Annotated in this window: 16 protein-coding genes; 5 read left to right on the forward strand and 11 right to left on the reverse strand. The window is 70.5% G+C overall.

What is annotated here, in order from left to right:
* Positions 1-969: ABC transporter ATP-binding protein (locus ADX84_RS18105; RefSeq protein WP_049576249.1), on the reverse strand; the 969-nt coding region annotated here is incomplete at its 3' end.
* A 293-nt stretch (positions 970-1,262) separates the two neighbouring features.
* Positions 1,263-4,202 carry a class III lanthionine synthetase LanKC gene (gene lanKC, locus ADX84_RS18110; RefSeq protein ID WP_082206587.1) on the reverse strand — a complete coding sequence of 980 codons (2,940 nt, stop codon included), beginning with the start codon at positions 4,200-4,202 and terminating at the stop codon, positions 1,263-1,265.
* 140 nt (positions 4,203-4,342) lie between these two features.
* On the opposite strand from lanKC, the gene hppD reads away from it, so the two are divergent.
* Entirely contained in the window at positions 4,343-5,386 is a 1,044-nt protein-coding gene (gene hppD, locus ADX84_RS18115) for a 4-hydroxyphenylpyruvate dioxygenase (RefSeq protein ID WP_049576258.1), read from the forward strand.
* Between the two features lie 37 nt (positions 5,387-5,423).
* Here hppD and ADX84_RS18120 read toward each other — a convergent pair whose 3' ends face one another.
* The 4 genes from ADX84_RS18120 to ADX84_RS18135 form a co-directional block, all read right to left on the reverse strand.
* Positions 5,424-5,972 carry a hypothetical protein gene (locus ADX84_RS18120; RefSeq protein ID WP_049576263.1) on the reverse strand — a complete coding sequence of 183 codons (549 nt, stop codon included), beginning with the start codon at positions 5,970-5,972 and terminating at the stop codon, positions 5,424-5,426.
* A 233-nt stretch (positions 5,973-6,205) separates the two neighbouring features.
* Entirely contained in the window at positions 6,206-7,753 is a 1,548-nt protein-coding gene (locus ADX84_RS18125) for a tripartite tricarboxylate transporter permease (protein ID WP_049576266.1), read from the reverse strand.
* The gene (locus ADX84_RS18130; protein ID WP_156208125.1) at positions 7,753-8,385 is read right to left on the reverse strand and encodes a tripartite tricarboxylate transporter TctB family protein; all 633 of its coding nucleotides are present in this window, start codon (positions 8,383-8,385) and stop codon (positions 7,753-7,755) included. The genes ADX84_RS18125 and ADX84_RS18130 overlap by 1 nt, the downstream gene beginning before the upstream one ends.
* A complete protein-coding gene (locus tag ADX84_RS18135) occupies positions 8,382-9,374 on the reverse strand; it encodes a tripartite tricarboxylate transporter substrate binding protein (RefSeq protein ID WP_049576269.1) in 993 nt (330 codons plus the stop codon). Before ADX84_RS18135 ends, ADX84_RS18130 begins: the two co-directional genes overlap by 4 nt.
* A gap of 220 nt (positions 9,375-9,594) precedes the next feature.
* Between ADX84_RS18135 and ADX84_RS18140 the strand changes: the two genes are divergently transcribed.
* The 3 genes from ADX84_RS18140 (at position 9,595) to ADX84_RS18150 (ending at position 12,462) form a co-directional block, all read left to right on the forward strand.
* Entirely contained in the window at positions 9,595-11,256 is a 1,662-nt protein-coding gene (locus ADX84_RS18140; RefSeq protein WP_049576273.1) for a sensor histidine kinase, read from the forward strand.
* Positions 11,253-11,936, forward strand: a complete 684-nt coding sequence (locus ADX84_RS18145) for a response regulator (RefSeq protein ID WP_049576276.1) — start codon at positions 11,253-11,255, stop codon at positions 11,934-11,936. Before ADX84_RS18140 ends, ADX84_RS18145 begins: the two co-directional genes overlap by 4 nt.
* 157 nt (positions 11,937-12,093) lie before the next feature.
* On the forward strand, positions 12,094-12,462 hold the full coding sequence (locus ADX84_RS18150) for a VOC family protein (protein WP_049576280.1): 369 nt from the start codon (positions 12,094-12,096) through the stop codon (positions 12,460-12,462).
* Here the strand turns inward: ADX84_RS18150 and ADX84_RS18155 are convergent.
* Positions 12,443-13,606, reverse strand: a complete 1,164-nt coding sequence (locus tag ADX84_RS18155; protein WP_049576283.1) for an NAD(P)-binding protein — start codon at positions 13,604-13,606, stop codon at positions 12,443-12,445. The genes ADX84_RS18150 and ADX84_RS18155 overlap by 20 nt on opposite strands.
* A gap of 4 nt (positions 13,607-13,610) precedes the next feature.
* On the reverse strand, positions 13,611-14,519 hold the full coding sequence (gene sigJ / locus ADX84_RS18160; RefSeq protein WP_049576286.1) for an RNA polymerase sigma factor SigJ: 909 nt from the start codon (positions 14,517-14,519) through the stop codon (positions 13,611-13,613).
* A gap of 130 nt (positions 14,520-14,649) precedes the next feature.
* Here sigJ and ADX84_RS18165 point away from each other — a divergent pair, with 130 nt between their 5' ends.
* Complete coding sequence (locus ADX84_RS18165) at positions 14,650-15,186, forward strand: GNAT family N-acetyltransferase (protein ID WP_049576290.1); 537 nt, start codon at positions 14,650-14,652, stop codon at positions 15,184-15,186.
* 68 nt (positions 15,187-15,254) lie between these two features.
* Here the strand turns inward: ADX84_RS18165 and ADX84_RS18170 are convergent, their stop codons facing one another.
* The 3 genes from ADX84_RS18170 to ADX84_RS26720 all read right to left on the reverse strand — a co-directional run bounded on the left by ADX84_RS18170 (position 15,255) and on the right by ADX84_RS26720 (position 16,617).
* Complete coding sequence (locus ADX84_RS18170) at positions 15,255-15,470, reverse strand: hypothetical protein (RefSeq protein WP_049576293.1); 216 nt, start codon at positions 15,468-15,470, stop codon at positions 15,255-15,257.
* Positions 15,471-15,547: 77 nt separating this feature from the next.
* The gene (locus tag ADX84_RS18175; protein WP_017543045.1) at positions 15,548-15,760 is read right to left on the reverse strand and encodes a hypothetical protein; all 213 of its coding nucleotides are present in this window, start codon (positions 15,758-15,760) and stop codon (positions 15,548-15,550) included.
* Between the two features lie 329 nt (positions 15,761-16,089).
* Entirely contained in the window at positions 16,090-16,617 is a 528-nt protein-coding gene (locus ADX84_RS26720; RefSeq protein ID WP_049576297.1) for a hypothetical protein, read from the reverse strand.
* Between the last annotated feature and the right edge of the window lie 71 nt (positions 16,618-16,688).

Consider the following 16,688-nt stretch of genomic DNA (forward strand, 5'->3'; position numbering starts at 1 on the left):
GGGCTGGGGAGGGGGCGTGGCGCGGTGGGCGTCGTCCGTCTCCTCCAACGGGAGCCCCAGCACGTCCTCGACACGCTGGAGCGCCCCCATGCCCGCCTGCAACTGAACGTAGGCGTTGAACACCTGACCCAGCGGCATCATCATGAAGAAGAGGAAGAGCGTGAAGGAGATCAGTTCTCCCACGGTCATCGCGCCCTCGGCCACCCGCGTGCCCCCCACGGCCAGGATCAACAGGAACGTTCCCTGGACGGTGACGTTGGACGCCGGGGCCACGATCGCACGCCAGAACGCGACGCGCAGCCCCGCCCTGTACACCTCTTCGGCCCGATGTCCGATTCTGCGTGTCTCGTCGGCTTCCGCGCGGAGGGCCCGCACCGTCCGCACCCCGGTCAGCGCACGCTCGACGGCGGTCGCGAGTCGGCCCAGGCGTTGCTGTGTCCTTTCGGTGAGGGGGCGGAGCCGCCTCGCCCCCAGGACGGTCACGGTGAGCCCGGTTCCGAGACAGGCGAACGTGACGGTGAACAGGAACCCGTCGGTCATGCCCATCGCGACCCCGGCGCCGACGATGATGACCGAAGCGGACAGGAGTTCCACGAAGCCCGCACCGACGATCGAGCGCACCACGATGGTGTCGGTCGTGACCCGGGAGAGCATGTCCGCCGAACTGCGCTGGTCGTAGTCGCGTACCGGCAGCCGCAGCATGTGGTTGGTCAGCCGCTGGCGCAGCCGTAGGACGAAGTGCTCGGAGAGGCGTTCCAGAAAGTACCCGCGGACCGCTGTGAGTGCGGCCACGAGCGCCACCATGACGACCAGCGCGACGACGGACGCCCCCACCGGTCCCTCTCCGCTGACGGTGTCGAGCACGTTCCGAACCAGCATGGGCTGGGCGAGGGTCGCCCCCGAGACCAGCAGTGAGAGAGCGGCGACACCGAGCAGTGCGACTCTGTGATGCCGTAGGTGGCGACCCATGGTCCGTAGGTTCACCCTGGTCGATCGAGTCATTGCAGGTTCCCGCCTTCTCACTGGTGCGCGCGAAACCGTCTCCCGCGCCCTCAGGGCGCGGGAGACGGGGAGACGTTCGCGAGGCGAGGGATCAGTGGATCCTCACCGCGTCCCGAGCGTCACGTGGCCTCCTGGTCTCAGCAGGTGATGCTGGCCCAGCTGCTGCCACACAGAACCGTGGTGTAATCGCTGGCCATAGTGCCGTCAGAGGCCTGCTCGCCACCCATGCCCTGAAGGTTGAGAACGAATTCCGACATCTTTCACCTCTTTGTAATCGTGTGTTCCTTGGCGGTCGCCAAGTCTGTGACCGTTCCTCTCCCCCAGGAACTGGGGGAGAGGAACGGAAGCACCTCGTCCGTGCGCCCGGCTAGGAGGTTGGCCAGACGCAGGACTCCCGCTGACCCCGTGGCCACGTCATGGGAGGCGCGCAGGTTCTGCTCGCCCGGAAACGTGATGCCGTGCTCGTCGGCCATGGCGTGCAGGCCCAGAGCGGCGACGCCCTCGTCCAACTGCGTGCCGGAGCCGACCCGCTCCCGTCTGTGGGCCAGGTGGTGGAGGGTGTACACGAGTCCGGCCCGGCCGTTGAACAGGCCCGAACCGACGCAGAACTCCGTGGCGATCGCCGTGGTGAGCCGCGGCAGCGCGTCCGACAGTCGGTCGTCCGGGCGATGCCTCAGGACCGCGTCGCAGACCAGGGCTATGCCCGCGCTGCCGGTCGCCAGGTACGGCAGGAGCCTTCCACCGTTACGGAGCCGCAACGGCTCCCCGGGGGCCCCGACGCACATGTCGAGGTCCAGATGCAGCGCCTCGACCGCGGCGTCCAGGCACGCCTCCTCCCCGGTGACCTCGTACACCCGGGTCAGGAACAGGGCCGGACCGGACCATCCGTAGAGCAGGCCTCCGTAGAAGCTCGCGGCCGAGTTGTTCGGTGCGGGCGACCCGGTCCCGGGAACGGCCCTCGTCCCGGTGTCGGTGGTGAAGACGCGGGAGCTCACCGCACGTGCCACGGCGTGCGCCGCGCGTTCGGCGTAGGCCGCGTACTCGGCGTCGCTCGTGTGCCGGTACAGATCCAGCGCGGTGAGCCCGACCCCCGACAGGCCGTCGAACAGTTTGATGCCGCTGACCGACGTGTCCAGACAGGTGGAGAAGACGTTCCGCGCGGCCTCGGTGTCCCCGCCACGGTGGAGAACGTGGGCGATTCCCGCGCGGCCGTCGTACAGACCGACCGAGTCACGGTGGTCCAGGCGAGTACGTTCGACGAGCCAGTCGGTGTGTTCCGGGAGCGCCTTCTCCCCTGCCGTCCGAAGCGTGTCCAGCACTCCTGCGGCCCCGAAGGCGAACCCGTGACCGCCGTGGTCGAACTGGGAGATGTCACCGGGGAACAACCGATCGGAACGCTCGGGTGAGGACGAGGCCCGGATGGAGCGCACCAACGCCTGGGTGAACCTGCTCCAGTCGTCCCGTGCGCCCCTGGGGAGGTCCGCGCCGTCGGGCGCACGTAGTCCCGATGGGGCGACCCCGGTGTCGACGAGGGGCTCCATGCGCCGGAAGTCGTCCCGTGACACACCGAAGCGTCGGACGGCCTCGTCCATGTAGGCAGCGGCCTTCTCCGGGCACAGGGAGAGGACGCTGTTCATGGGAAAGAGGAGGAAGAGCTGTACGGCCGCGAGCGAGAACAGGTCCCCGGCCACTCCGAGTGTGTCCCGGGGCGGTGTGAACCCCGGAGCGCCGAGAGTGCGTGGGACGTCCTCGGCCACGGGGAGGGACAGTTCGAAATCGATGACGGAGACGCGCAGGTCGTCGTCCACGAGGATGTTGCCCGCGTGCAGGTCCCGGAACAGGTATCCGCGTTCGTGTATGTCCCCGAGGATGCGTCTGACCTGCGTCATGATGCGCTGGACCGAATCCAAGTAGTCGACGGACTCCGGGCCCCGCGGGTCGGCCGTGGTGAACGGGTAGTGGAGGGCGAGCCAGGAGTTCAACGGGATCCCCGGCATCTGCTCCATTGCGAGGAAGGAGTGGCCGCCGAACTCGTGCTGCCCCTCCACCTGCGGCACGCCGCTGATCCCCTCCAGAGCGTCCAGCGCCCTGGCCTCGGCCGACAGCCGTGTGGGGGCGTCCCTGCCGGATCGGTCCAGCCCTGCGTGCGGCCGCCCCTCCTTCAGGATGAGGGGGCGCCCGTCCGTGCGTCGGCGAACCCTGTACACGCCCCCGCCATTGGAGAAGTGGATCGGGTTCTCGACTTCGTAGGGGAACCGCTCGGCACCCTCACCGCTGACACGGCGTTCGGCCGACACGGAGAGGAAGTCCGGGACGTCGACCCATTCCGGTACCAGGAAGCGCGGTTCACGGTGGTCGGGCACGAGGTGGCCTTCAGGATGCCTGATCGCGGGGGCCCTCGTGCCCTCGGCGGTGTGCGTGAACATGGGAGTGAAGCCCCCGTACCGCACGTAGAGAGGGCCCTCGTTCCAGCGCAGGTCGCTGAGGATGTAGGGCCCCTCAAGCCCTCCGAGCTCCGCGTCGAGGTCGCCCAGGGTGCGGTGGAGCTGGTCGGCGTCCCCGGGGTAGATGGTGATGAACTTTCCGCTTGACGCCCTCGGCGCGTACTTCGTGTTGCTCGTGAGGAGGACGGCGGGTGTGGAGAGGTACTTGTGTGGGAGGGAGCGAGCGGTGCAGTAGGCCGAGGTCACGCGAAGCACCTCACGGGCGTTGCCCAGTGTGGCCGAGACGTGGATCTTCCAGCCCTGTTCCGGGAGTTCCTCCTGAGGGGGGCGCAGGTAGGTCCACTGCCCCCGAGTCCGGCTTCGCCACCCGGGCGCCGGTTCGACCACGGTGGCGTACCCCTCTTGGGACGAATCCTCCGCTGCCTGCTGGGGAGAGTCGTAGTACCGAGGGTTCGCGACGCAGTAAGCCAGGTACCTGATGTCCAACGTTCCCCACCGATCGCTCGCACGTCCTTCTGTCCCGTTCCACGAGCATGGGGCGTGGATGTGCTTCGCATTGTTGACGTCTTGCTGCCAACGGTTCGTGGGCCGGTCCGGGTGTGTGCATCGGGAGCGGCCCCACCGCCACGGGACAGCAGGAGCGGTAGGAGGGCCGGGACCGCCGGGAACGCTCCGGGCCGCGGAGACCGGGCCACCGGGACACCCGGTTTGCGCAACGTCTCCGGTAACCCCCTGTGTCACTTCGACAACAGGCATGAGCGAGTGACCTGCGAGCTGTTGCCTTGGGTAGTACTCCGGATACTCAGGGTGCCTTCTCCGGTGGAGGGGCGCTGCATAGTCTCGGGACTCCAGTGGCGCGTCCAGCGCGCGGATCACCGACTTCCAGGGGAGAGTCCATGACGGCCCTGCACGGGTTGACGGTCGACCACCTCAGAATCCACACGGCGGACGCCGAGAAGGCCGCCCTGCGTATGCGCGACGGGTACGGGATGGGGACCCTGGCCGAGAGCGTCCAGAACGGCACCGAGCGGTCCACCATGGTGGGCACCGGTGACATCAGAATGGTGTTCACCCAGGCCCTCACCGACGACCACCCCGTGGCCGACTACGTCCGCGCGCACGGGGACGGGGTCGCCGACATCGCCCTCACCGCCGAGGACGCCCGGGCCGCCCACGACCTCGCGGTCTCCCGGGGTGCGGAGTCGGTGGCCGCCCCCACCGAACGGGACGGAGTGGTCACGGCCACCGTCGGGGGGTTCGGGGACGTCACACACACCTTCGTCGAACGCCCGCCCGGCACCGACGTTCGCCGCCTGCCCGGTCTGTCCCCGGTGACCGGGGGCGCGGCCGACCTCGGGCTGCTCACCATCGACCACCTGGCGGTGTGTCTGGAACCCGGGCGGCTCGACCCGACGGTCGATTACTACCGGAGCGTCCTGGGCTTCGAGCTGATCTTCGAGGAGCGCATCGTCGTCGGTTCGCAGGCGATGGTCTCCCGCATCGTCCGCTCCGCAGGGGGAGACGCCACCCTCACCCTGATCGAACCCGACCAGGACCTCGATCCGGGCCACATCGACGACTTCGTGCGCGACCACGGCGGTCCCGGGGTCCAGCACATCGCGCTGAGCACCGCCGACGCGGTGACCACGGTGGGAGGGCTCCAGGAACGCGGGGTGGCGTTCCTGGCCACTCCCGACGCCTACTACCGGCTGTTGGGCGAGCGGCTCGACCTGCGCAGGCACTCCGTGGAGGAGCTTCGCGAGCTGGACATCCTCGTGGACGAGGACCACGACGGCCAGCTCTTCCAGATCTTCGCCCGGTCCACCCACCCCCGGAACACGGTGTTCTTCGAGGTGATCGAACGTCTGGGAGCCACCACCTTCGGCAGCGGCAACATCCGCGCCCTGTACGAGGCGGTGGAGCAGGGCCGCGAGGGCTGAGGTGACGGAGCCCCGGCTGCGGCCGGGGCTCCGTCACCTATGACCCCGGCGGGGGTCGGACGCCGCGCTCACGCAGGGATCCGACGAAACCGAACAGGTGGAACAGCACGAGGAAGGCCAGCAACCCGAAAGTGGCCCAGAGCCCGACACCGATGGAGCTCTGTGTGGTGGCCAACCCCAGGGCGTCGGAACGGGGGCCGCCGTTGTGCTCCTGGTAGAGCAGTGAGAGGTCGGTGGTCAGGGCGCCGAGCGCGAGGACGGCGAGGACCAGGCCCAGCAGCATCTGGGTGGGTCGGTGGCCCACCAGAAGGGTGACCAGGAACCCGACCCCGGACAGCACGAGCGAGACCAGGAGCAGCGTCATGGCCCCGGCTCGGAACGCCTCCGGCGACGCCAGGGAGGCGGCACTGCCCTCGACGGTCGGGGCGCGGTCCAGAGCCAGGTCGAGGCCGGTGTAGGTGACGTACAGGTCCCCCATGCCGCTCTCGCAGGACAGGGTGACGAAGGGAAGGAAGAAGCACAGGACGACGAACGCGAAGCCGCTCGGGCTGAGCAGGCTCCGGCCGCGTCGGCGGGATGGGGGCAAGGGGGGAGTCTTCCTCTCGGGCCCGGGCCAGGGGGCGATGGCTTCGGAGCCCCCCGAGGATAGCCGGGGACAGCGCTCCGTGAGGGCGCTCCTGCTCCGGGTGTCCGCGAGTGGCCACTTCCGGCGGCCCGTCCCGTCCCGCCTCGGCCCGACCCCTCCCGGACACGGGAGCGGCCCCCGGAGCGGATGTCCGGGGGCCGCTGGGAAACGGGGGGCTCAGGCCCGAGAGGAGGTCAGGCCTGGTCCGCGGTCTCCTTGACCTCGACCCTGCGGGCCGCGGCGCGGCGGCGCACCAGGGAGATCAGCGGCACCAGGGCGGCGATCAGGACCATGACGTACAGCCCGATCGAGATGCCGCTGCTGACCAGGATCGCCGGGTCGCCCGAGGAGGCGGCCAACGCGCGGCGGAACTCGGTCTCCGCGATCGGGCCCAGCACCACGCCGATCAGCGCGGGGGCGACGGGGACCCCGAAGGTCCGCATCCCCAGTCCGAGCAGGGCGATGGCCAGCAGCATCACCAGGTGTGTCACCGAGGTGTTGATGGCGTACACCGCCAGCACCGAGAACAGCGTGATGCCCGCGTACAGGTACGGCTTGGGCAGCTTCAGCAGCTTCGCCCACAGCGGCGCGAACGGCAGGTTGATCACCAGCAGCAGCACGCTGCCGATCAGCAGCGAGGCCAGCAGGGTCCACACCAGGTCGGCGTTGCGCTCGAACAGCACCGGGCCCGGCTGGAGCCCGTACTGCTGGAAGGCGGCCAGCATGATCGCGGCCGTCGCCGACGTCGGCAGGCCCAGCCCCAGCAGCGGAACCATCGTGCCCGCCGCGCTGGAGTTGTTGGCCGACTCCGGGCCGGCCACACCCTCGATCGCGCCCTGGCCGAACTCGCTCTTCTCCCCGGTCCGGCGCTCACGGCGCTCGGCGAGCTTGCGCTCCAGGCCCAGGGACAGGAAGGTCGGGATCTCGGCGCCGCTGCCGGGGATCGGCCCGAAGGCGCTGCCCATCGCGGTGCCGCGCAGCCACGGCTTCCAGGAGCGGCGCAGGTCCTTGCGGCCCAGCCACGGACGGCCGGTGCGGATCGCCGCGAAGTTCGGCGCGGACTTCCCGCGCGCCGCGATGTAGAGCACCTCACCGAGGGCGAGCAGGCCCACGGTGACGATCACGATGTCGATCCCGTCCAGCATGCTGGAGGAACCGAAGTCGAACCGGGCGGCTCCGCTCTGCCCGTCGATCCCCACGAAGCCGATTGCCAGACCGATGAGCAGCGAGGCGATGCCGCGCACCACCGAGCCCGACACGACCGCGGCCACCGCGACGAACGAGAAGACCGTCAGCGCGAAGTACTCGCCGGGGCCGAAGTTGAGCGCGAACGCCACCATCACCGGGGCGAACAGCGCCACGACCAGCGTGCCGATGACGCTCGCCACGAACGAGCCGATCACGGCCGTGCCCAGTGCCTGGGCGGCCCGCCCCTTGAGCGCCATCTTGTGGCCCTCGTAGGTGGTGGCGATCGACGACGCCTGACCCGGGGTGTTGAGCAGGATCGAGGTGGTGGCACCGCCGAACATGCCGCCGTAGTACACACCGGCGAACAGGATGAACGCGCTGGTGGGGTCGAGGCGGAAGGTGACGGGAAGCAGCAGGGCCACGGCCATGGCCGAACCCATGCCCGGCAGGACGCCCACGGCGGTGCCGAGCAGCACGCCGAGGAAGGCCCACATGAGGTTCTGGGGGGTCAGCGCCGCGGCCAACCCGTCCGCGAGGTTGATCAGAGTGTCCATCAGAGCACCATCTCCAGGAAGCCGCCCGGCAGGCTGAGCCCGAGGCCGAGCGAGAAGCCGACCTGGACCGCCGCGGACATCGACAGCGCCACGATCGCGTCACGCAGGTAGGCGCGGGCGCCGAAGGCGTAGGCCACGATCCAGAACAGCAGGGCACCGGCGAGCAGCCAGCCCACGAACTCCAGCAGTGCCACGTGCACCACCAGACCCGCCAACACCAGCAGGACCGGGCGGCTCTCGAACCATCCCAGGGTGGCGGTGCCGTCGCCCGTGTTCCGGTTCCGGAGGTTGATCACGGTCATGCACACGGCGGTGACCAGCAGCAGCACGCCCACGGTGCCGGGGAAGGCACCCGGGCCGGGCCGCGTGGCGTTGGGCGGTGCCTCGATGGTGAGGCCGCCCCACAGTGCGACGGCGCCCAGGAGCGCGACCAGGGCGGGGATCACCCAAGCGGTCGGGCCGCGCCAGACGGAGGTCTCCGGGTCGGGCGACTCGGCCCCGTCGGTCCCGGTCGTCTGGTCCACGTCGGCCCGGGGGTCCTCGGCGGCCTCGACCACCGGGGCCTCGTCGGTCCCGCCCGTACCGGCGGTCTCGGCCGACCCGGCGCTGACGCGGGTGTCGTCGGACGTCACAGTCCCAGCTCCTTCACGGTCTCCTGGGTCAGGGCGACCTCCTCGTCGAGGAACTCCTCGAACTCGGCGCGGCCCTGGTAGGTGTCGGTCCACCGGTTGCGCTCCAGCGTGTCCGCCCACGACTCGGTGGCCAGCAGCTCACGCACCAGCGCCTCCAGCTCGTCGGCCTCCTCCTCGGAGAGGCCGGGAGGAGCGATCACCCCGCGCCAGTTCGACATCTCGAGGTCGTAGCCGAGCTCGATCATGGTGGGGATGTCCACGCCGTCCAGGCGTTCGGGGGAGGAGACGGCGAGCGCGCGCAGCGGGCCGTCGTCCTCGATCTGGTCGCTGAAGTCGCCCAGGGTGCCGAAGCCGACCTTCGACGTGCCGGAGAGCAGCGAGGTCAGGGTCTCGCCGCCGCCGGAGTAGGGGAGGTAGTTGATCTCGCCGGGCGAGATCCCCATGGACTGAGCGACCTGCGCGGCGAAGATCTGGTCGACGCCGCCCATGGAACCGCCCGCCACGGGCAGGGTCCCGGACTTCTCGTTCCAGTCCTCGGCGAGGTCGTCGATGGTCTCGTAGGGGGAGTCCTGCGGAACGACGATCGCGAGGTACTCCGACGCAAGCTGGGCGATGGGGGTCGCGTCCTCCATCGTGTAGAGCGACCCGGTCGTCTCCACCGCGCCCACCATGCCCAGTCCGGTCATGGTCAGCACGTTGTCCTGGCCGTCTCGGCCCACGGTCTGGGCCAGCCCGATGGTGCCGCCCGCGCCCTCGGCGTTGCGGACCTCGACGTTGAACCGCAGGTCCTCCTCGCGCATGCCGTTCTGCATCTCACGGGCCAGCGTGTCCCAGCCGCCGCCGGGGCCGGCCGGTGCGATGAGCAGCACCTTCTCCTGGGCCCCGTCGCCGGACGCGGCGCTCTGACGTACGTCGTACAGTGCCGTCCCGACGAGGAGGAGGGCACAGAGCCCTCCTGCCACGCGGAGCGGCACGCCACGATCGCGCATCGTCCTCTCCTTCCTGAGTGTCCGTGCACGTCTCCCTGTGCGCGGACGCAGGGGAGATCCAGACCACAGTGTGACCGTGGGCACGCCCATGTGAGGTCTTTGTTAAAACTGGAGTCATATTGGTCGTATTGTTCGTGAAGCGTGTCTGAGAAGCTGACCGCGCGACGCCGACCTGCGCGTTCACCGGCCGGGAGAGCCCACCCCGGCCACTGGAGTGCTCATGAACCCACATCCCGCACCCGGTCGACTCACGCTCACCGGGTCCCTTTTCATCGGATATGTCTGTCTTCTGGCGGTGGCCCTCGCGGTCCTCGGCTCCCTCTGGGCGATCCACCTCGACCGCGAGACCGACCGCCAGTACGCCGAACGGGTGCTCACCGTGGCCCGCTCCGTCGCGGTCCTGCCCGAGGTCGTCGAGGGGCTCCAAACGGCCGACCCGGCCGAGGACCTCGACCCCCTGGCCGACCGCATCTCCTCCGCCACCGGGGCGGACTACCTGGTCATCGCCTCACCCGACGGGACCCGGCACACCCACCCGGACAAGAGTCGGATAGGTGAGACCGTCTCCACCCCGCCCGGCCCCGTCGTACGCGGCACCGAGTGGACGGGCGTGCAGGACGGAACCCAGGGCCGCACGGTGCGCGCGAAGATCCCCGTGTTCTCCGGCGGGGGCTCGGTGAACGGCGGCGACGCGCAGGGGGAGATCGTCGGATACGTGTCCCTGGGCATCCTGGACTCCAGCGCCACCACCGACGCGCGCGCCTCGATCCCGGTCATCCTCGCCGCCACCGCGCTCGTGCTGGTCCTGGGCGTGGGCGGTTCGTGGGTGCTGTCCCGGCAGGTCCGCGCCAAGACCCACGGCCTGGAACCGGCCGACATCACGGCGCTGCTGGAGAGCCGGGAGGCCCTGTTGTACGCCGTGCGCGAGGGGGTGCTCGCGGTGGACCGCGACGATCGGATCCTCCTGGTCAACCCGCCCGCCCGCACCATGCTCGGGCTGCCCAGGGGTGTGGAGGGGCGCCGCCTCGACGAGCTCGGCCTGTCCGAACGGGCCCGCGACATCGTCTCCGGAGCCGACCCCGGGGACGACCTCATCCTGCTCTCCGGTGACCGCGTGCTGGTCGCCAACCGGATGCCGGTGCGCATCCGGGGCGAGGAGGCCGGGGCCGTGGTCACCCTCCGGGACCGCACCGAGGTGGACCGGCTCACCGGCGAGCTGGACGGGGCGCGGACCGTCACCAGGGGGCTGCGCGCCCAGACCCACGAGTTCGCCAACCGGGTGCACACCGTGGCCGGGATGCTGGAGCTGGGCGCCCACGACGAGGCCAGGGCCTACCTGGCCGACCTCGCCGCGACCCACACCCGTACCTCCAGCGGCGTCGCCGAACACGTCCGCGACCCCGCGCTCGCGGCGCTCACGCTGGCCAAGTCCGCGCAGGCCTCGGAGCTCGGCGTGGACCTGCGGCTCTCCCCGATGACCAGCGTCCCCGTCTCCCTCAAGGGGGACCTGCGCTCGGACGCGCTCCTGACCCTGGGCAACCTGGTGGACAATGCCCTGGACGCGGTCACCCCGAACGGGTGGGTGGAGCTGATGGTGCGCCTGCACACGGTGGCCGACACCGGGTTGCCGCACGACCTCCTGGAGATCCGGGTGACCGACTCCGGGCAGGGGGTGTCCGACGAGCTGGCGGAGGAGATCTTCCGGTACGGGTTCACCACCAAGGCCTCCCGCGACGGAGGCACCCGCGGCCTGGGGTTGGCACTGGTCAAACAGGTGTGTGAGAGCAGAGGGGGAAGCATCGAGATGGAGGCACCCGACGCCGAGGAGGGCGCGGTGTTCACCGCCTGCCTACCGGTGGTCACGGCGGCGGTGGCCCGGTGATCCGCGTGCTGGTCGTCGACGACGACGTCCGGGTGGCCCGCAACCACCAGGAGCTGGTGGAGTCGGTGCCCGAGTTCACCGTGGTCGGGGTGGCGCACACGGCGGCCGCGGCGCTGGCCCAGGTGCGCGGTCACCGGCCCGACCTCGTCCTGCTCGACCTCCACCTTCCGGACGCCTCGGGCATATCGGTGATGCACACCCTGCGTTCGGCCGCCGCCCAGGACGCCCCGCAGCCGGACTTCCTGATGATCACCGCCGTCCGCGACATCGCCCAGGTCCGCGCCGCCCTGCACGGCGGGGCGGTGCACTACCTGCTCAAGCCGTTCCCGCTCAGCGCCCTGCGCGACCAGCTCGAACGCTACGCGGTGGCGCGCCGTCAGATGGAGGGGGAGCGGCAGGCCACGCAGCACGACGTGGACCGGTTGTTCGGGCTGCTCCGCCCGCCCGCCGCCCGCTCCCTGCCCAAGGGCCTGACCGCCGCCACCGTCGACCTGGTCGCGGGCGTGCTGCGCGAGGCGGAGGGCGAGGTCTCCGCCTCGGACGTCGCCGAACGCTCCGGGGTCTCCCGGGTGACGGCGCGCAGGTACCTGGAGCACCTGTGCGCCGACGGCCGCGCCGAACTCCGCATGCGCTACGGATCGGCGGGCCGCCCCGAGCACCTCTACCGCTGGGTCGCCTGATCCCCGGCACAGCGGGCCTCCCGGCCGGCTCGCCGTTGTTCTCAGCCAGGGCCCGTTCGCGGTGAGCCAGTACGAACGAGCCTGATGGAAAGGGGAGCTCGGTGACCCGGGCCCCGGCCTCCCCGGAGATCCCGATGGTGCGTGTCACACTCGGGGCATGCTCGATCACCTCGGTATCCAGGTCGCTGATCCCGAAGCCAGCGCCGCCTTCTACGACGCCGTCCTCGCCACTCTGGGCCACGGGCGCATGCTCCAGTACGGGCCGGTGATCGGCTACGGCACCGAGCACCCCCAGTTCTGGATCGCCCCCAGCGAGACCGAGGGCCCGGCGAGGGAGTCGCACATCGCCTTCCTCGCGCCGGGCCGGGCGACGGTCGACTCCTTCTTCGCGGCGGCGGTCGAGACCGGTGCCGAGGTGCTGCACGAACCCAGGCTCTGGCCCGAGTACCACGAGCACTACTACGGCGCCTTCGTCCGCGACCCGGACGGCAACAACGTGGAGGCCGTCAGCCACGTCCCGATCTGATCCGGCGGGACGTGCTCCGGCCGGTGGCCAGCTCGGCGGCGCGGACGGCGCTGGTGAGTGCCACCTCGCCCAGCAGCCCCGGCGCGGCCACCGCGTCCCCGGCCAGATGGAGGCCCTCGCCGCGGTCGATGGCGGGCCGGTCCCGCCACGTGGTGCCCGGCAGGTCCAGCGCGCCGGTGCGGCCGCGGGCCACCTGGTCGCGGCGCCAGGTCAGTCGGCCCCGCCAGCCCTTCACGCCGGTGTCGAGCAGCCCCTCCAGGCGTTCGGTGGCCTCCGCGCGCGACTCGCCGGGACGGATGGGCAGCTGGGCCTGGACGAGGTCCTCCCCGGCCGGGGCGAGGGTGGGGTCGACGACGCTGTAGCGCTCCAGGAACCCGCACTCGTCGGAGTCGAACACCAGGAACGGGTCCCCGGCGCGGCGCTCCACGCCCAGATCCACCATGAGCGTGTGGCCGCTCTCCCAGGTCAGGGAGGCGTCACCGAGCAGGGCCCGCGCCGAGTCGAGGGACGTGGCCACGATGGCGGTCCCCTCGGGTCGGCCCTCGACCCTGGTCCCCAGCTCGATCCGGACCCCGGCCTCCCGGGCCCGCCGCGCCAGGTGGTCCACCAGTGCGGTCCAGCCGCCCACCACGTACCGGGGCGAGGGCCATGCCGGGCGGGTCACCCGCCGGAACCGCTCCCAGACGAAGGACGCCGACAACCGGGCGGGTTCCGCGTCGAAGAGGGCCACCCCCGTCATGTTGCCCGCCGCCCGCGCGGACTCGGCGCCCAGCCTCTCCTCGGCCCACGATCCGAAGTCCCGGTCGTGCGGGGCACGCAGCCTCCTGTGCGCGGCGGCCCGGATGACGGCCGCGGGAGGTCCGCCGAGCTCGCCCCGGTAGCGCCAGCGCACCCCCACGGCGGCCCGCGCGGGCAGGGGCCTGGCGGGTGGGATCAGGCCGCGTCGGCGCAGCCACGCGTAGGGAGCGGAGTCGGAGTACAGCACGTGCGGGCCGTCGTTGGCCACGTACGGCGGTTCGGTGGACCGGGCCCGCCCGCCCAGGGTCCGGTGGGATTCCAGCAGGGTGACGTTCGCGCCGAGTTCGGCGCTGGCGATGGCCGCGGTCAGACCGGCGAGGCCACCGCCCACAACGGTGATGTCCATGCACCTAGGACGGATCGGTCACCCGCAGACGTGACATCTTGTCCGGGTTGGCCATCAGGTACACGTGCTGGACCCGGTCCTCGAAGACGTCCAAGGCCAGCAGGAGCACCGGGCTGCCCTGCGCGGTCACCATCGCGGCCGGCCCGCCGTTCACCTCGGTGACCTCCGTGCCCAGCTCCGCCATGGTGTCCGCGCCCACCGACCTCAGGAAGCGCGCGACGTTGCGCTCCTCGGAGACCGCGGTGAGGAACCGGCCCACCTTCCGGGAGCCGTGCAGCACCCGAAGCGGGGCGCGGGCCTTGCCACCGCTGTCGCTGACCATCGTGGCGTCGTCGGCGAGCATCCCCTTGAGTCCGTCCAGGTCGCCCTCCAGACACGCCCGAAGGAAGCGTTCGGTCATGCGCCTGCGCTTGGCCCGGTCGGCCTCGAACCGGGGGCGGCGCTCCCGCACGTGGTCCCGGGCACGCCGGGCCAGCTGGCGGGCGGCCTCCTCGCTCCGGCCGATGACCTCGGCGATCTGCGCGTAGGGCAGCTGGAACGCTTCGTGCAGGACGAACACGGCCCGTTCCAGGGGGCTGAGGGTCTCCAGCACCACCATGAGCGCGAACTCCACCGAGTCCGCGATCTCGGCGCGTTCGGCGGCGTCGGGCAGGTCGCTGACCGGCTCGGGCAGCCACTCGCCCACGTACGACTCGCGCTGGGCACTGGCCCTGCGCAGCCGGTCGATGGACAGCCGGGAGACCACCGTGACCAGGTAGGCGCGGGGGTTGTCCACCTCGTCCCCGGGCACCCCGGACCAGCGCAGCCACGCCTCCTGGACCACGTCCTCGGCATCGGCGGCGGTGCCGAGGATGCGGTAGGCGACCCCGTTCAGGAGTGGTCGGTGGGCTTCGAAGACCTCTGTCGTCGTCATGTCAGGGAAGACGTACCACCACGGTCCCCGCGTGACACCCTCCGTCGAGACGGGGTGCAAAAGCGCTTGCCTCGGGCGGACGGTGGTTCTAGGTTGGCGCGATCCGAACCGTTGGTGAGAGGGGTTGCGGTTGTACCGCCTACGTGAGTGGAACCGGGGCGACGCCGACCGGTTGCTGGAGGCCTTCCGCTGGGACGAACTGTCCCGTCAGGAGAGGGAGGTGCCGCGCACGCGAGAGCAGGCCCTGGAGTGGATCGCGCGCAGGGCCGTCCTGGCCTCGGAACAGGAGGTCCACGGGTTCGCGGTGGTCGACGGGACCGACCGGGTGCTGGGGCACGCGCAGGTCTCGGTCACCAGCCGCACGCACGGGCTCGGCTGGTTGTCGTACTGGACGCACCCGGCCGAGCAGGGCCGGGGCGTGGCCTCGGCCGGGGCTCGGCTGGCGGCCGGGTTCGCCTTCGCGGAGCTGGGCCTGTTCCGCGTCGAGACGGGTCACCGTGTGAACAACCCGGGCTCGTGCGTGGCGGCGCGCCGGGCGGGGTTCCGGCCGGAGGGGATCGAGCGGGCCAAGCTCCGCTACGGGACCTCGCGCTACGACACCGGGTCCCACGCCCGACTGGTCACGGACCCCGTCGAGGGTGTGGCCGAGGGCGTCTGCGGGGGCTGAACACGCGAAACGCGGGGCACGGTGAGTGATCACCGTGCCCCGCGTCGTTCCTGTGCCCGGAGCCTGGACTACCAGTCGAAGACGGAGATGCCCGAGGTGCTGTTGCTGTTGACGACGTTGCAGCCCTCGGAGCTGAAGCCCGCGAAGGAGATGACGTCGGCGCAGATCGGCACGGTGATGTTCTGGATGTGGGCGTTGTTGTCCGCGGCGGCGGTACCGGTCATGGCGCCCAGGGCGAGGCCGGTGGCGAGGATGAGACCGGAGACGGCGGTGATGCGCTGCATTGTTGAATCCCTTTCGGTTGGTGTTTCTCAGGTGGATCTGGCAGGTCTGGCAGGGGTGTCGCGCGACGGCTGGGGGCCTAGTCGTGGACGGAGATGCCCGAGGTGGAGTTCCAGTCGACGACGTTGCAGCCGCTGGCGCTGAAGCCGGAGGCCTTGATGACGTCGAGGCAGATCGGGATCGTGATGTTCTGGATCTGGGCGTTGTTGTCGGCCGCGGCGGTCCCGGTCAGGGCTCCGAAGGCGAGGCCGGTGGCGAGGACGAATCCGGAAACCTTGGCAATACGGGACATGGTGGATACCTTTCGGAAGTACAAAAACGGGTTGGCTGCGGCCGCCGTAATTAACTTAGCGTAGCCGGACGCATGCTCGAAGTGATTTTCGCCGGGAACCCAGAGTTTCTCAGGACTTTCTTCGGCTTCGCACCTGACATGGCGGACATGTCACGCCTTGCGGGCCGGGCGCGTTACACAACCGAAAGCGTGGCTGGATCGGACTTCTGGCAAATGCATCGGAACCACCCCTGTCCGACATGACCCGCCGTGGGGGTGCGAACGCGGACACGAAGAAGGGCCCGCACGGTTCACACCGTGCGGGCCCTGCTGTTCGGGAGTGGGGTCGGCTACCAGCCCTGCTGCTGTCCGTAACCCGGGTACTGCTGCCCATAGCCGGGCTGCTGGCCGTATCCGGGCTGCTGCCCGTAACCCGGGTACTGCTGGGGGTCGTAACCGGGGTACTGCTGGTGCTGCTGACCGTAGCCCTGGCCGTAACCCGCGTACGGGTCCGGCTGCTGGGCGCCCGTGTGGTGGTGCTGGTAGGGCTGCTGCTGACCGGACGGGTCCTGCGGCGTCTGCTGCTGGGGCTGCGCCGTCTCGGCCTGACCGGAGCCCTTGGCGTCGGTGTCGGGACGGAAGATGAACAGACGCGCGGCGGCGGACTCACCGGTCTCGCTGGGGGTGATCAGCTCCAGCCGCCACCCGGCCTCCTCGATGCCCTCGAGGATGCGGGTCAGCCCCGGCCGCAGCTTGCTGGACGCCTCGTCGTAGGCGTTGACCTCGAGCTGGATGATGAACATCCGCCGCTTCTGCTGCGCGGCGACCTTGGCGTGCTCGACGACAGTGCTGTCCCTCACGACCTGCGTGACGCTCATGAATAACCGTACCCATCTGCTCTGCGGAGCTGCTTCACCCGTCGGGGGTCGTTCCCGGTCGTCCGCGTCCA

The organism is Nocardiopsis sp. SBT366 (genome assembly GCF_001083815.1).
Taxonomy (GTDB): domain Bacteria; phylum Actinomycetota; class Actinomycetes; order Streptosporangiales; family Streptosporangiaceae; genus Nocardiopsis; species Nocardiopsis prasina.

Bases quoted from the DNA above. Each gene is read 5' to 3' on its own strand.
- ADX84_RS18150 (WP_049576280.1), top strand. From the start codon at position 12,094: ATGCTCGATCACCTCGGTATCCAGGTCGCTGATCCCGAAGCCAGCGCC.
- ADX84_RS18175 (WP_017543045.1), bottom strand. From the start codon at position 15,760: ATGTCCCGTATTGCCAAGGTTTCCGGATTCGTCCTCGCCACCGGCCTC.
- lanKC (WP_082206587.1), bottom strand. From the start codon at position 4,202: ATGCCTGTTGTCGAAGTGACACAGGGGGTTACCGGAGACGTTGCGCAA.
- ADX84_RS18125 (WP_049576266.1), bottom strand. From the start codon at position 7,753: ATGGACACTCTGATCAACCTCGCGGACGGGTTGGCCGCGGCGCTGACC.
- ADX84_RS26720 (WP_049576297.1), bottom strand. From the start codon at position 16,617: ATGAGCGTCACGCAGGTCGTGAGGGACAGCACTGTCGTCGAGCACGCC.
- sigJ (WP_049576286.1), bottom strand. From the start codon at position 14,519: ATGACGACGACAGAGGTCTTCGAAGCCCACCGACCACTCCTGAACGGG.
- ADX84_RS18170 (WP_049576293.1), bottom strand. From the start codon at position 15,470: ATGCAGCGCATCACCGCCGTCTCCGGTCTCATCCTCGCCACCGGCCTC.
- ADX84_RS18140 (WP_049576273.1), top strand. From the start codon at position 9,595: ATGAACCCACATCCCGCACCCGGTCGACTCACGCTCACCGGGTCCCTT.
- ADX84_RS18135 (WP_049576269.1), bottom strand. From the start codon at position 9,374: ATGCGCGATCGTGGCGTGCCGCTCCGCGTGGCAGGAGGGCTCTGTGCC.
- ADX84_RS18155 (WP_049576283.1), bottom strand. From the start codon at position 13,606: ATGGACATCACCGTTGTGGGCGGTGGCCTCGCCGGTCTGACCGCGGCC.
- hppD (WP_049576258.1), top strand. From the start codon at position 4,343: ATGACGGCCCTGCACGGGTTGACGGTCGACCACCTCAGAATCCACACG.